Origin of the sequence: uncultured Methanobrevibacter sp., assembly GCF_902764455.1 — an archaeon.
Taxonomy (GTDB): Archaea; Methanobacteriota; Methanobacteria; order Methanobacteriales; family Methanobacteriaceae; genus Methanocatella.
In genome coordinates this window covers 12989-26028 of sequence record NZ_CACWVY010000028.1, presented here as the reverse complement: position 1 = coordinate 26028, position 13040 = coordinate 12989, and the positions used below count along the sequence as shown (strand labels likewise).

The following is a 13040-nucleotide window of genomic DNA, read 5'->3' as shown; positions in this document are numbered from 1 at the left end:
CTAAAGTCCTGTTTCCTCTTTAATTCTTTTGATAGGCAACCAAGCTCTTGGACACATTGCATAACAAGATCCACACTTAATACATCTGTCCCTATCACAACTAGGTCTACCTTCAGCGAAGCCCATAGCTCTTGTTGGACAAGCTAGAGCACAAGTTCCACAACCAGTACATAATCCGTTACGGATAATGTTGGTTAATACATCACAACCACATCCTGCATCACATGCAGCTTTATCAATAGCAGGTTGTAAGTATTCCATATCTCCGTTGCATAAAGCAACAACTGCTTTTGCAATCATTTCTGGAGCTACAGGACAACCAGGAAGTGCTAAATCTACTTTAACTAAGGAACTAATTGGTAAGAAAGATTCGTGTTTAGGTTGTGCTTGTTGACCACCACGAGCAAATGTGGTGAAACAACCGGTCATAGCACATGAACCAAATGCAGCAATTAAACCAGATTTTTTCCTTGCTTCTAATAATTCATGAACACTGTGTTCATCTTGTAAACAAACGGATCCTTCAATTAAACATAAATCCATTTCAGGCATTTCTTCTGCGTAAGTACCGTGAATCCATTTGTCGACTAAAGTTTGTCCGTATACAATGTCAATCATGTCAGTTAAAACAGTAGATAAAATATCATAGTTTTCAGTTAAAGACATTGCATCACCAGTACAACCACTTAAGTGAATGTAACCAATACGTGGTTTTGCGGAAGCAGCTTTTGGTTCTTCTGCAGGTGCTTTGGTTTCTGCAGGAGCAGCTTCAACTTTTTCCTCTACTTTTGGTGCTTTTGGTTCTTCTGAACCGCCAAAAGCTTTTTTCAATTTATCAAACATTATTTTACCCCAATTTCTTTTAAAATAAGATCAATAGCATTTGGAACTGCCTTAATTACAGGTTCTGATAAACCCATATCTACATCCGGAGTTGGAATTTCGGCAGGTTTACAACCCACAACAACAACTTCACATTTTTGAGATATTTCTTGAAGAGGTTCCTCTACAGTCATTCCATGAGGATTATCATACTTTCCCTTTTGCATAATATTCGGATCAAATGTTTCAACTGTTCCAGGTTCTGCGTCAAATTCGACAACGTCTGCAACAATAAGTTTTTTCCAGTTATATTCAGTATACAATGGGAAAAAGTTTGTTGGAGCCGCTGTTCCTCCATCAACGAACTGAACTGAATCCGGTAATGTTATGCCCTCAAATTTTTTTTCAATCTGACTTAAAATATCCTTATCAAATTCATTCTCAACATATGCAGTAACAGCCGGGTCGTAATAATCGTTAGTATCATTTGTATATTTCTGTAAAAGATTTATAATGATTGGACCAAATCCATCATCTTTAAACAATACATTTCCACAACCGATAACGATTATATCCGAATCGTAAGGCATTCAATTCCTCCAATATTACTAGATTCTCACCATTTCATTTTTAAGAATGGATTTGTCTTCATCGTCAACTACCATTACGTGAGTAGCACATGATAAACATGGGTCGTATGCTCTGATTACATGTGGACCGAACTCGTGATGGAATCCTTCAGTTGCAGGACCCATAGTTGGAATGTTCCAAGTAGTTGGTACAATTGCAGAGTAAAATTTAATTTTACCTTCAACAACTTTTGCCATGTGAGCATTGGTTCCTCTAGGACCTTCGATAATACCGAATCCGAGTTCACCAGTACCTCTTTTATCGTAACTTACATTAGCAGGAGCAGCAGGATCAATAGCATCTAAAGCTTCCATACATGCATCATAGTTTTTCAACATTTCGTCTGCACGAGCTACGTGTTGTGCGATAACACCTTTACCTTTGAATCCTTGATATTTTTCCATTCTTGCTCTAGGACCTGTTTCAACATTTTCGCCGTTAATTAATGGAATAACGGAACATCCTCTTTTACCGATTTCAGGGTCATCATACCATGCTTCAGGTAAAACTTCGGAAAATGCGTCCATATCAAAGTCATTTACACCGTAAGTTGGGTGAACTGCGAGTAATGGTTGGTTTACTACACCTAAATCTTCTGGAATGCCTAATTTTTCAGCACTTTCAGCAACACAGTTTTTGATTAATTCAATGTGTTCTTCAAGTTTTGGTTTGAAAGCGGTCATTCTTTCGATTAATCTTTCTTTAGTAAATGGAGTAATGTTTCTAGCCATTCCACCTACTCTTACATCAGATGGGTGGATACCTTCACCAGCACACATGTCTACAACATATTGTACGGTTTTTCTTACTTCACTTACGCTGTCAACAGCAGCAGCGAATAAGTTTTCAGGTACAAAGTCTGTTGCGACTAAAAAGTGGTGAATAGCTGCACTGTTAATGTTATGTGCTGCTAAAGTAGCTCTTCTTAACTGTTTAGCTGCTTCAGGAATTTCAATACCTAATGCCATGTCAATAGCTTCTGTGGATGCTAAAGTATGTGGTATTGGACATACTCCACAAATTCTTTGACATAAAACAGGTGCTGTTTCAGGAGCTTTGTTAAGAACCATCTTTTCTAAACCCCTAACAGGAGTTATACTAAAATACATACCTTTTGTAACAATCCCTTCATCATCAACTTCCATGACCAATTCGGCATGGCCTTCTTGACGAGTTGTAGGGGATATAACTACTCTATCTTTCAAATATGTCACCTCAATTATTAGCAATTAGAAACTAACATTAATTATATATGATTTTTATTATTAATAAGTGATGTTGTAAAACAAATATCGAAACATATATAATACATAAAAATTAAATCACTTATATTATATAATATATAATTAAAGGAGGGAAAAAATTGGATAAAGCAAATATTATAATTTCCGTAATTATTGTGTTATGTATTGCAGCGGCAGTTGCAGCGTATGGTATAACAAACAGTAACAGTCCAATATTCTCTGATTTATCAAGTATGTCAGCTAGTAATACTGGGGACGGACTTGGAAACAACACCACAAAATTAAATACAAGTAGTAGCTCTGTAGCAACAACAAATGGTGGAGCAAGCAGCGGATCTAGCGGCGGCGCAGGTTCCGGATCATCTGGAGGTTCAGGAGGTAATCCAATTTACAATGGACCGAGCAGCAGTGACTCTGGTTACAGTTCTAGTTCCAGTTCAAGTCAAGGCTCAAGCTCAAGCTCAAGCTCTAGCTCCAGTTCAAGCTCAAGTAGTACCCATTTATCCTACTCTTCAGCTCAAAGTATTGCAAATGGTGCTGTTGGAGAACCAGGATGTTATGCTGGAAGCGTTTATTATTCCGGCGGATATTGGTACGCTACAATCTTTGATGAAAATGGAAATAGTGTTGACAGCATTATGATTAATGATGCTACAGGTAGCGTAGATAGAGGATAAATAATTTAATCCTTTTCTTTTATTTTTTTAATATAATAGATAAATATATATAATAAGAAAAATAGAATTATTATTGTTGTATATGTGGGGCCCGTAGCCTAGCTGGATAGGGCGTCGGACTTCTAATCCGAAGACCCCGGGTTCAAATCCCGGCGGGTCCGCTCTCAATACAAACTAACTTTTTTTAAAATATTTTTTTACAAATATCAATAATTTTATGGGCTTGTAGCCTAGTCTGGAAGGGCGTAAGACTCCTAATCTTAAGATCGAGGGTTCAAATCCCTCCAAGTCCGTTATTAATTTTTAAAAATTATCCAAAGTAACTATTTTTTCACTTTCAGGTTTTTTCAAGGATTTATTAAAGGAAATTTCCCCATATTTTCCCCCACCGCCAGGAACAATATCAAGGGTTCTGTTTCTGAATGCTTCAATAGCCAATGAAACGTTGGAATCTATTTTTTCAATGTCTGCAATAGAAACATTAATCAAAACATCTATTTCAGTCCCAAAAGCATCAATGAGATTTTGCCATTTTCCCTGAACAGTCTTGGTTGTAACCCCCTTATCATAAACAGTGGAAATCAATTCGGCAAGAGGCATCAAATGAACATATTCAGGCCTGAAATCAGGATGCTTTGGCTCATTATAGTCAGATATTTCAGATATCCTGAAATCAACACCTTTTTTAACTCTTCCTCCGCAGCTGCATTTCATTTTATTTTCCTTTGCAATAACCGGATCAATAAGTTTATAGCATTTGGTACATGCAGTCATGTGATACTTTCCAAGGTTTGGAATCAAACCGTAGTTTGCTTTAATATCCTTGTTTTTTATTGCCTTTTTTATTGAAGAGTATGATATATCTTCAAGCTCAATTTGATTAAATTCCCTACCTAACCTGTGAGGCCATGGGGAATGTGCATCGGAATTTGTCAAAAACGGAAAATCCTTAAGTTCACGAACAGTATCTGCCATAAAAGTGTCAGCAGACAATCCAAGCTCTACAAAATCAGGCTTTTTAGCATAACAGTCATAAATGCTGTCAAATGATTTGTACATTCCAGTCCATGGAGTAAATGCATGTGCAGGACCAATAAGACAATCATACTGGCGAACCAAGTCCAAAAGCTCAGCACCGCTCAACTGGGTTTTTGGCCGTCCGTCCTGATTTTTATTTTTAGACGGCAACTTGTCTGACAGTTCCCTTGCTATATCCATATCAGGAATGATTACCAGATGATGAATCTTGTTTTTAGCCTCCACTTCCGTTGTCAAAACAAAATCCATGTCCTGTGAGGAGTATATTCCATCCCCAGAATAAGTGGTACTTTCCTCAATAATGTCAAGCCATCCCGGATGAAAAGCATCTCCAGTACCTAAAAGCCCAAGGCCTTTCAGTTTAGATTTTGGGGCCATATTTTTTATCAGCATGTCCTTTGAGGATGCCATTGAAAAACAGCTGTGAACATGAAAATCAGCATTTATTAACATGGTTAATTGTTAGAAATTATTATTATATTAACTTTTTCAGGACAGTTTCCACATCCGAAACAGGCATCTTTTCTTTTTTAGGCTTTAAATTTACGCCTAAATTATCATGATTGGAATCATTCAAATCCCTTAAAAAACAGTTTGTTTTATCTATTAATTCTATTATTTCCTTTTGATTTACAGGATATTTGAGTTTTAATGTAGGAATATTTAAATCCTGCACTATTTTGACTGCAAGACTATGTGCATTATTGCAGGAATTTCCGCCAAACAAAATCAAGTCATTTAATGCATTATACATCCTGTCATAATTTTCAGGCCTTTTTCCTATGACAATTGCCGCATCAGCCTTATCTATTATGCGGGAAAAGAGAAAGAGTCTTCCTCTGACTCCTGAAGGAAGTTCACTTGAACAATAGGTATTGATTAGATTATCAAAACTAAGATTACCATCACAAATGTCCATATTGTCATATCTGGAAAAATTCGATGGAGACAAATAACTATGTCCATTCTTTTCAATCAATGGAATAACAATCATTGAAGTGTCAGGAACAACAATAACGTTCATAAAAAAAAAGTAAAATTAATATATTGGAATCTTATCCAATATATCTTAAATCATCAGCATTTCCAGCGTTAGCCTTATTAATTAAATCCTGTTCCATTTGCTGAGCTTTAGCAATCATTTGTCTAGTTTCTTCAGCTCTTTCTTCTAATTTATCAACATTGATTTCAAAATTAAGTAAATGGGACAATTTTTTCAATATGGCTTCTGCTGCTTCAGCATCAATAAAATAACCAGGAGTTTCACCCATAAGGCAGGACCCTTGGATTCCTTGACGTGTGGCTAAACCTAAGAATAATCCGGAAGCGCCAACAATTCCACCATCATTGGATCTGATTTCGATTTCTGCTTCTTTTAAAAGCTCAACACAAGCTTCATCAGTAGCTGCACCGAAAACTCTAGGATTTTCTACGGTAGGTCCTGTAACCATTCCACCAAGTGTGTAAATTCTATCAATATCATATCCTTTAACAAATTCTAAAAGATCCTTACATACCAGATACTGGCCTTCAGGAGATAATGCCTGAGTATTACCTACAAGTAAAATCAAATCCAGATTATCTTCACCGACATCTTTTAGGTAATATAACTCATTAAACATGTTTTCAATGATTCCTTCCTCTTTTACAAGAACTTGAGGAGGAAAAGTTGGAGAATAAACTTCAGCAAATTTAGTTGCTCCCAATTCATCAATCATATGGTCAGCAGCTAATTTACCGACATGTCCAAGACCAGGTAATGCTTCTATAAATATAGGATTGTCTAATTCAATATCTTCCAAGATAGTTATTTCTGTAGTTTGCATATGGATTACTCCTTCATTGATTCTTTTTTCAATATTCTTCGATATTTGCCATATTTATCCTCAACTGAAAATTTCGGAGGATAAATTACTTTAAGCTTGCCTCCGCATTTAGGGCAAGCATCTTTTAAAGTATAAATACCACATTCAGGACATTTATTCATTTTCATATTCATAAGAATCTAATTATCTAATTCTCTTAAAAATGAACCGTTTCCTTCAGATTCTTCAACAACTGCAATACATCTATCAGCAGCAGCTTTAAGTGCTTTTTCAGCCAATAAATAATCAGTAGATTTTACAGTAATCCTATATCTAGGTGCGCCTACACATTGGACTTTGATTTCTTCCTCATCGTCACCATTGTCTTCAGCAGCTTTAAGTGCAGAAATAATGATTTCAACTCCGTTAGGCACAAAAGTTTCAATATCAACATATCCGCTAATGTGAACTTCAGGAGGAGTAATATTTTTCTTAGCTACTTCAGTGATGGCATCTGCCCAATCTTGTGGAATTCCTTCTTCAGTAAGTGATTCAGCACCTTCATCAGAAGCGGTTTCAAAAGCACCATAAACATCACCGAAGATGTCCATAAGTTCATAACCTACTTCATCATAAGCAGTATCTAAATCTTTATCTAAGGATTTAGCAGCCAATTCTAAGAATTTTTCAGCTTTTTGCTCAATTTTCCAATGTTGGATTTTTTTAGTCCTTTGATCTTCACGGATTCTTTTTAAGGAAGCATCAACATGTCCTTTTTTAGGATTTACACGGAGAACACGGCAAACAATTTTTTGGTTTTCTCTTACATGATCTCTAATATTTTTAACCCAACCAGAAGATACTTCAGAAATATGAATAAAAGCTTCTTTACCCTGATATTCTTCTAATTTAGCGAAAGCCCCATAATTAAGAACTTTGTAAACTGTACCTACAATAAGTTCCCCTTCATCAGGCCATTCTTGACTTTTTCTTACCATACTCTCACCAACATTATATAAAAATTATTAAAAAAATAGTAAAAAATAAGTTAAAAACTAGAAATCTAGTTTAAAACTTTTTCAATGTGTGCGGTGATTTTTGCTTTAGCACCGCGAGATTTGACAAGGGTTTTACCACAAATAATACATTTTACATCAGATGCAGCACGATCAAATATTACTTGTTCATTGTCACAATCTAAACATTTAACTTTTAAAAAGTTTCCTCTACCTTTACTAACCATGTTAATCACCTATTTTGCTACAAATTCAGGTTTTCCTGTTCTGAAAGATTGTTTGATGTGAGATTTTCCACATTCTTTGCATTTAAGTCTTAAGTCTAATTTTTTAACTGGTTTGTTACCAGCAGGTAAAGGCCTTGGATAACCTCTGTATCCAGCAGTTACACGTCTGAATTGTCTTTGTCCCCAGGTTAATTCACTAGCTTTTCTTTTTTTAGCAGTGTGAACTTCATGTACTGTGTGTTTTTTACAATGAGGACAGTATGTTCTTTTTTCTTTTGGTATTTTCATTTTTTCACCGTTTTATACACTTTAAAGTGCTTAATCAATAAATCATTGTAAATCTATTCATAACTTTATCTAAACTGAATTTTAATTAAAAAATGTTAGAGATTAAAACTGCATTGTAACGCATCAAGTCTACATACAGCAGAAATCCAAATTATATAAGATATAATTTTTTAGTATCACAAATAGATATGTTATTTAAATATATCTAACAAATTATATAAAGTTAATGGAAAATTAGATTTTTACCTGGCGACCTTTGCGATTTTTGAAAAATATTTTTGCATTGACCATCGGTAAAGTTACCAGGTCTTGTGGTCTGAACGGACCATAAACCTTTTCATCAACACCTACAATAGCACCAACCTCATCAAAAACAAGCATTGTGACCAGTTCGGTGTCTTTGGCTATTTTTTGTGACTCCAAATCATAAAATTCTTCAACTTCATCACCTGCATTAGGGTTGTCTTCAATATTTGCCGGAGCCGCAGGTTCCTTTTTAGGCATTACCGGTTCGGCGTTATTTTGTTGTGATTTTATAATCTGCTTTTCAACAGGTTCTCTTTTCTCATCCACAATAGGTTTGGCTTTTTTGATTTCATCCAACCTGTTTAAAACTTCATCATCACTTTTTGGAGTTTCTTTTGGAGTATCTAAAGTATTGGTTTGAATTTCTGAAGCTTTAATTTCAGTCGATTTCTTTTCATCTTCAGACAATTTTTCCAGAGAGATATTTGACCTGTGATTTTTCAATGTATCAATCAGGGAATAATAGAATTTTTCCTCTTCAGGAGTCAGGTTCAGTGGGGTTGTATCAACCAAATCAAATTTTGGTTTTCCGGTAAAAAGATGATATGACCTGTGAATATTTACTACGGCAGCTTCGGATATTTTTTTCTCACGTCTTTCACAAATCTCAGTAGCTATGATTTGCGCCTGTTTGAGTGTGCCGTGTGCATTGGAAAATGGATCCTCAATAGCCTGTTTTCTCAAGCCGTCCAAATACTCGTGAATATCATTGTAAAAAGTTTCTTCTACACGAGCTAATGTACCGTTATTACGTTCTTTTTTCTGAACTTTACGTAAATCTTGATAAAAGGAATCCACTTAATACCATCTCTAATGTAGTGTTTTTGAAAATAAAAAAAGGATAAACAAATGAAAAAAATTATTCATCTGTTTCTAATCTAGGAGCAAGCAAGAAACTTAGTTTACCGTCACCGGTGACCATGTTAAGAGTTAAACTTAACGGCATGTCGGTACCTAAGCCGATTTCAGCTTCCTCTGAAAATTTATCTGCTTTAAGCATTTCTCTGATTTTATCCAATGAAAATAAAGATTTTGCATGTTCTTGGATGTTTTCACCGTGGAGATATTTGATGCTTGCATCACCAAATTCACCGTCAGCAGATGCAATGAAATAATCTTCATCAACCTGGAAAGCAACTTTGTCTGAAAAGATGTCAATATCGTTGATAGAATCTTTTAAGATAGAGAAACGAACTTTAAATGAAGTTGGATGCTCAATTTGAGGTGGAACAGGGTTATCATATTCCATATCAATTAATCTTATTTTGAAAGTTCTTGTTGCATCTCCTTCGAAAGTAATAATGAAATTACCTTCATCTACAGACATTAAAACTCTGTCTTGAGATTTTGCACGTTTTAAAACTCTCATAAATTCATCTGTATCAATATTGATTTTTTCAGGAACATCACAAATAAATTCATCGAATAAACTTGCTTTAAGTTCTAAATGAACGAAAGTTATGTGACTACGGTCTAGGGCATCTAATCTCATGCCCTCACTATCAGTTTGAATCTGTACTTCATCAACAATTGATGAAATAGCATCAAAACTTGTTTTTAATATACTAGAATCACTTAATTCTGCTTTAAACATAAATAATCCTCTAATAAGTAATATGTTTATATTTATTTTTTATATTTAATAAGTTTATCTTTTTAGTATAAATTATTCATTGCATGCCTTTTTCATGCTGGAAACATATTCCATGAGCGGATTTTTAGCATCTTCACCGTATTCTTCAATAATTTTGACAATAGCACTTCCGACAATAACACCATCTGCAATCTTACCTATTTCTGAAGCCTGTTCTGGAGTATTTATTCCAAAACCTACTGCAAGCGGCAAATCAGAAACATCTCTGATATCGGCCAAAATGGCATTTAAATCAGTTTTTATCTCTGAACGCATTCCGGTAACACCTAATGATGAAACTACATAAATAAATCCTGTTGCATCAGAGGCTATCTTTTGAATTCTTTCCTTTGAGGTAGGAGCAATCAGTGAAATTACATCGACATCATTTTTTAGGGCAATGTCTTTAATTTCTCCCTTTTCCTCATAAGGCAAATCAGGTGAGATTATTCCGTCCACTCCCAATTCACCGCATTTTTTAAAGAATTTTTCATAACCGTAAAAGAAAACCGGATTGATGTAAGTTAAAAATACCAGTGGCACGTCTGTTTTTTCACGAACACGCCTTACAATATCAAATACGTCATCAGTTGTTGTATTGTGCTTAAGTGCCCTTACATTAGCGTCCTGAATTACAACACCTTCTGCCATAGGGTCTGAAAATGGAATGCCTATTTCAACCAAATCGCAGCCTGCATCAACCATTGCCAAAATATATTCAACAGTCTTTTCTATTGTCGGGTCTCCTGCAGTTAAAAATCCGATGAATGCTTTTCCATCCTTAAATGCATTAGCTATTTTACTCATTTAACTCAACTCCCCTGTATTCTGCAATAGATCTGACATCCTTATCTCCTCTTCCGGATAGGCAAATCATTATAATATCGTCCTTGTCCATTTCCGGAGCTATTTTCATGGCATGAGCAACCGCATGGGCACTTTCAATAGCCGGAATAATTCCTTCCATTCTGGATAAATATTCAAATGCCTCAACAGCTTCTTCATCATTAATCGGCACATATTCTGCTCTTCCAGTGTCTCTTAAATAAGCATGTTCGGGACCTACACCCGGATAGTCAAGTCCCGCTGAGACGGAATAAACCGGAGCAATCTGGCCATAATCACCCTGATTAAAAATTGATTTCATTCCATGAAATATTCCGATTTTACCATTTGTCAGTGCTGCTGCATTATATGGTGTGTCTACACCTTTTCCGCCGGCTTCACATCCAATCAGTTTAACATTCTCATCATCTATGAAATTATAAAATGCACCCATTGCATTACTTCCACCACCGACACATGCAATGACCGCATCCGGAAGTCTGCCTTCAATATCCAAAAACTGCTGGCGAGCTTCGGCACTTATTACTGCCTGAAAATCACGAACAATCATTGGAAATGGATGAGGTCCCATTGTGGAACCTATTACATAATTGGTATCATGAACTCGGGCAATCCAATCTCTGAATGCATCATTTACTGCATCTTTCAGTGTTTTTGTTCCGGATTTTACAGAATGGACTTTTGCTCCAAGCAATTCCATTCTATACACATTTAAAGCCTGTCTTTTGGTATCAACTTCACCCATGAACACTTCACATTCCATATCCAAAAGTGCTGCTGCAGTAGCTGTTGCAACACCGTGCTGACCTGCACCGGTTTCTGCAATCACTCTTGTTTTACCCATTTTTTTAGCAAGTAAAACCTGTCCGAGAACATTATTTATTTTATGAGCCCCAGTGTGGTTTAAATCTTCACGTTTCAGATATATTTTTGCCCCACCAAGGTCTTCAGTCATTCTTTTAGCGTAATATAATAGAGAAGGCCTTCCGGCATATTCTTTCAGTAAGGTATTCAGCTCTTCTACAAATTCAGGATCATTCATGTAATGATTATACTGCTCTTCCAAGTACAATAACTCATTCATTAATGTTTCAGATATGTATTGTCCTCCATATTCACCATATCTTCCGTTATTCAACTTATAACCTCCATAATTTCCTTAATCTTATCTTCATCCTTGTAATCATCAGTTTCAACACTTGAACTTAAATCAACTGCATAAGGATTAAACTCTCCAATGGCTTTTTTAACATTCTGTGAATTTATTCCCCCTGCCAGGAAAAATTCCTTTTTTAAATCCGTTCTTATCAAACGCCAGTCAAAGGTTTTGCCGCTTCCTTTTCCACTGTCAAAAAGCAGATAATCTGCAGATGAATCGGCATATCCTGACAGGTCCTCATCTTCAGACATTTCAATAGCTTTAATGATTTTTAGTTTATCATTAGTATTTTCTTTTAAATAATTAATATAATCTTCACTTTCACTGCCATGAAGCTGTGCAATTTCAATAACACCCATTTCATACAATTCTAAAATCTCACTTTCATCAGCATCTACAAAAACTCCAACAGAAATTATATCTTCCCTTAAATTACTTTTCATTTCTGCTGCAAGTTCATGAGACACTTTTCTTTTGGAATCTGCAAAGACAAAACCTATATAATCAGGTTTGTATTTGTTTACTATTTCAATATCTTCCAAACGTCTTAATCCGCAGATTTTAATCTTAACCATTTTTCAACTCCGAAATCAGTGCCTTTTTATCATCACTTTTCATTAAAGTTTCGCCTATTAAAACTGCATCAACATTATTTTCTTTTAATTTCCTTACATCTTCCGGTGTTTTAATGCCACTTTCAGAAATAAATATAACATCGCCACTGACACATCTACGTAGGTTGATACTGTTTTCTATGTTTACTGTGAAATCTGTCAAATCCCTGTTATTGACACCTATGATTTCAGCCCCTACATTAAGTGCAGTTCTGATTTCATTTCCGTCATGAGTTTCGACAATTGCAGAAAGACCCAAATCATGTGCCAAATCCAAAAATTTCTTTAATTCAACGATAGATAAAATAGAAACAATCAGAAGAATTGCAGATGCACCAAGGGCTTTAGCCTCCCAAATCATATATTCATCAATGATGAAATCCTTTCTTAAAATAGGGATGCTGACATTTTGTGATATTTCTTTTAGATAATCATTTGAACCTTTGAAAAAATAAGGTTCTGTAAGAACGGAAATTGCAGATGCTCCTGCATCCTCATAATCCCTGGCAATGAATACATAGTCAAAATCTTCCACAATCATGCCCTTTGACGGTGAAGCTCTTTTTACTTCAGCAATGATTGAAATTTCATCACCGCTTAAAGCTTTCTTAAAAGGAAAATCCTGAGTAATTTCTAATTTTTTAACTTCTTGCTTAAGTTCGTCCAATGATTTTGTCTGTTTTGACTCTTCCAGTCTTTCTTTAGTTTTTTCAACTATTTCATCCAACATTTTAA

17 protein-coding genes and 2 tRNA genes are annotated in these 13040 nt (G+C 35.4%); 3 read left to right on the top strand and 16 right to left on the bottom strand.

Annotated elements, in window-relative coordinates; genetic code table 11:
• Genes frhG through frhA form a run of 3 tightly spaced genes read right to left on the bottom strand, consistent with a single transcriptional unit; the run spans position 1 to position 2657 of the window.
• Positions 1 to 843 carry a coenzyme F420 hydrogenase subunit gamma gene (frhG, locus tag QZU75_RS09385; protein WP_296883256.1) on the bottom strand — a complete coding sequence of 281 codons (843 nt, stop codon included), beginning with the start codon at positions 841 to 843 and terminating at the stop codon, positions 1 to 3.
• Positions 843 to 1412 carry a coenzyme F420-reducing hydrogenase, FrhD protein gene (gene frhD / locus QZU75_RS09380; protein WP_296883254.1) on the bottom strand — a complete coding sequence of 190 codons (570 nt, stop codon included), beginning with the start codon at positions 1410 to 1412 and terminating at the stop codon, positions 843 to 845. The genes frhG and frhD overlap by 1 nt, the downstream gene beginning before the upstream one ends.
• Positions 1413 to 1430: 18 nt before the next feature.
• Positions 1431 to 2657: a coenzyme F420 hydrogenase subunit alpha gene (gene frhA / locus QZU75_RS09375; RefSeq protein ID WP_296883253.1), complete on the bottom strand. Its 1227-nt coding sequence runs from the start codon at positions 2655 to 2657 to the stop codon at positions 1431 to 1433.
• Between the two features lie 158 nt (positions 2658 to 2815).
• Here frhA and QZU75_RS09370 point away from each other — a divergent pair, with 158 nt between their 5' ends.
• The 3 genes from QZU75_RS09370 to QZU75_RS09360 all read left to right on the top strand — a co-directional run bounded on the left by QZU75_RS09370 (position 2816) and on the right by QZU75_RS09360 (position 3666).
• Entirely contained in the window at positions 2816 to 3373 is a 558-nt protein-coding gene (locus QZU75_RS09370) for an endoglucanase (RefSeq protein ID WP_296883252.1), read from the top strand.
• An 87-nt stretch (positions 3374 to 3460) separates the two neighbouring features.
• A tRNA-Arg gene (locus tag QZU75_RS09365) sits at positions 3461 to 3534 on the top strand.
• Between the two features lie 58 nt (positions 3535 to 3592).
• A tRNA-Arg gene (locus QZU75_RS09360) sits at positions 3593 to 3666 on the top strand.
• A gap of 10 nt (positions 3667 to 3676) precedes the next feature.
• Here the strand turns inward: QZU75_RS09360 and QZU75_RS09355 are convergent.
• The 13 genes from QZU75_RS09355 to trpC all read right to left on the bottom strand — a co-directional run bounded on the left by QZU75_RS09355 (position 3677) and on the right by trpC (position 13035).
• Positions 3677 to 4864 carry a TIGR00375 family protein gene (locus tag QZU75_RS09355; RefSeq protein ID WP_296883251.1) on the bottom strand — a complete coding sequence of 396 codons (1188 nt, stop codon included), beginning with the start codon at positions 4862 to 4864 and terminating at the stop codon, positions 3677 to 3679.
• Between the two features lie 22 nt (positions 4865 to 4886).
• Entirely contained in the window at positions 4887 to 5435 is a 549-nt protein-coding gene (locus tag QZU75_RS09350) for a DUF2112 family protein (RefSeq protein WP_296883250.1), read from the bottom strand.
• Between the two features lie 31 nt (positions 5436 to 5466).
• Positions 5467 to 6237, bottom strand: coding sequence for a proteasome assembly chaperone family protein (locus tag QZU75_RS09345; protein ID WP_296883249.1), 771 nt, complete (start codon positions 6235 to 6237; stop codon positions 5467 to 5469).
• A gap of 5 nt (positions 6238 to 6242) precedes the next feature.
• Positions 6243 to 6410: an RNA-protein complex protein Nop10 gene (locus QZU75_RS09340; protein ID WP_292751336.1), complete on the bottom strand. Its 168-nt coding sequence runs from the start codon at positions 6408 to 6410 to the stop codon at positions 6243 to 6245.
• A gap of 6 nt (positions 6411 to 6416) precedes the next feature.
• Positions 6417 to 7214 (bottom strand): translation initiation factor IF-2 subunit alpha, encoded by a 798-nt coding sequence (locus QZU75_RS09335; protein ID WP_296883248.1) that lies wholly within the window; start codon positions 7212 to 7214, stop codon positions 6417 to 6419.
• Positions 7215 to 7279: 65 nt separating this feature from the next.
• Positions 7280 to 7459: a 30S ribosomal protein S27e gene (locus QZU75_RS09330; RefSeq protein ID WP_067044971.1), complete on the bottom strand. Its 180-nt coding sequence runs from the start codon at positions 7457 to 7459 to the stop codon at positions 7280 to 7282.
• Positions 7460 to 7468: 9 nt separating this feature from the next.
• Positions 7469 to 7747: a 50S ribosomal protein L44e gene (locus QZU75_RS09325; RefSeq protein WP_178786115.1), complete on the bottom strand. Its 279-nt coding sequence runs from the start codon at positions 7745 to 7747 to the stop codon at positions 7469 to 7471.
• 234 nt (positions 7748 to 7981) lie between these two features.
• Complete coding sequence (locus QZU75_RS09320) at positions 7982 to 8851, bottom strand: hypothetical protein (protein ID WP_296883247.1); 870 nt, start codon at positions 8849 to 8851, stop codon at positions 7982 to 7984.
• 61 nt (positions 8852 to 8912) lie between these two features.
• The gene (gene pcn / locus QZU75_RS09315; RefSeq protein WP_296883246.1) at positions 8913 to 9647 is read right to left on the bottom strand and encodes a proliferating cell nuclear antigen (pcna); all 735 of its coding nucleotides are present in this window, start codon (positions 9645 to 9647) and stop codon (positions 8913 to 8915) included.
• Positions 9648 to 9719: 72 nt separating this feature from the next.
• Complete coding sequence (trpA, locus tag QZU75_RS09310; protein WP_296883245.1) at positions 9720 to 10493, bottom strand: tryptophan synthase subunit alpha; 774 nt, start codon at positions 10491 to 10493, stop codon at positions 9720 to 9722.
• Positions 10486 to 11670 (bottom strand): tryptophan synthase subunit beta, encoded by a 1185-nt coding sequence (trpB, locus tag QZU75_RS09305; protein ID WP_296883244.1) that lies wholly within the window; start codon positions 11668 to 11670, stop codon positions 10486 to 10488. The genes trpA and trpB overlap by 8 nt, the downstream gene beginning before the upstream one ends.
• Positions 11667 to 12266 carry a phosphoribosylanthranilate isomerase gene (locus QZU75_RS09300; protein WP_296883243.1) on the bottom strand — a complete coding sequence of 200 codons (600 nt, stop codon included), beginning with the start codon at positions 12264 to 12266 and terminating at the stop codon, positions 11667 to 11669. Before QZU75_RS09300 ends, trpB begins: the two co-directional genes overlap by 4 nt.
• Complete coding sequence (trpC, locus tag QZU75_RS09295) at positions 12259 to 13035, bottom strand: indole-3-glycerol phosphate synthase TrpC (protein ID WP_296883242.1); 777 nt, start codon at positions 13033 to 13035, stop codon at positions 12259 to 12261. Before trpC ends, QZU75_RS09300 begins: the two co-directional genes overlap by 8 nt.
• Between the last annotated feature and the right edge of the window lie 5 nt (positions 13036 to 13040).

Coding starts and splice junctions, on each gene's coding strand:
- QZU75_RS09340 (WP_292751336.1), bottom strand. CDS start 6,410: ATGAATATGAAAATGAATAAATGTCCTGAATGTGGTATTTATACTTTA.
- QZU75_RS09330 (WP_067044971.1), bottom strand. CDS start 7,459: ATGGTTAGTAAAGGTAGAGGAAACTTTTTAAAAGTTAAATGTTTAGAT.
- frhD (WP_296883254.1), bottom strand. CDS start 1,412: ATGCCTTACGATTCGGATATAATCGTTATCGGTTGTGGAAATGTATTG.
- trpA (WP_296883245.1), bottom strand. CDS start 10,493: ATGAGTAAAATAGCTAATGCATTTAAGGATGGAAAAGCATTCATCGGA.
- pcn (WP_296883246.1), bottom strand. CDS start 9,647: ATGTTTAAAGCAGAATTAAGTGATTCTAGTATATTAAAAACAAGTTTT.
- QZU75_RS09355 (WP_296883251.1), bottom strand. CDS start 4,864: ATGTTAATAAATGCTGATTTTCATGTTCACAGCTGTTTTTCAATGGCA.
- QZU75_RS09335 (WP_296883248.1), bottom strand. CDS start 7,214: ATGGTAAGAAAAAGTCAAGAATGGCCTGATGAAGGGGAACTTATTGTA.
- frhG (WP_296883256.1), bottom strand. CDS start 843: ATGTTTGATAAATTGAAAAAAGCTTTTGGCGGTTCAGAAGAACCAAAA.
- trpC (WP_296883242.1), bottom strand. CDS start 13,035: ATGTTGGATGAAATAGTTGAAAAAACTAAAGAAAGACTGGAAGAGTCA.
- QZU75_RS09325 (WP_178786115.1), bottom strand. CDS start 7,747: ATGAAAATACCAAAAGAAAAAAGAACATACTGTCCTCATTGTAAAAAA.
- QZU75_RS09300 (WP_296883243.1), bottom strand. CDS start 12,266: ATGGTTAAGATTAAAATCTGCGGATTAAGACGTTTGGAAGATATTGAA.
- QZU75_RS09350 (WP_296883250.1), bottom strand. CDS start 5,435: ATGAACGTTATTGTTGTTCCTGACACTTCAATGATTGTTATTCCATTG.
- QZU75_RS09345 (WP_296883249.1), bottom strand. CDS start 6,237: ATGCAAACTACAGAAATAACTATCTTGGAAGATATTGAATTAGACAAT.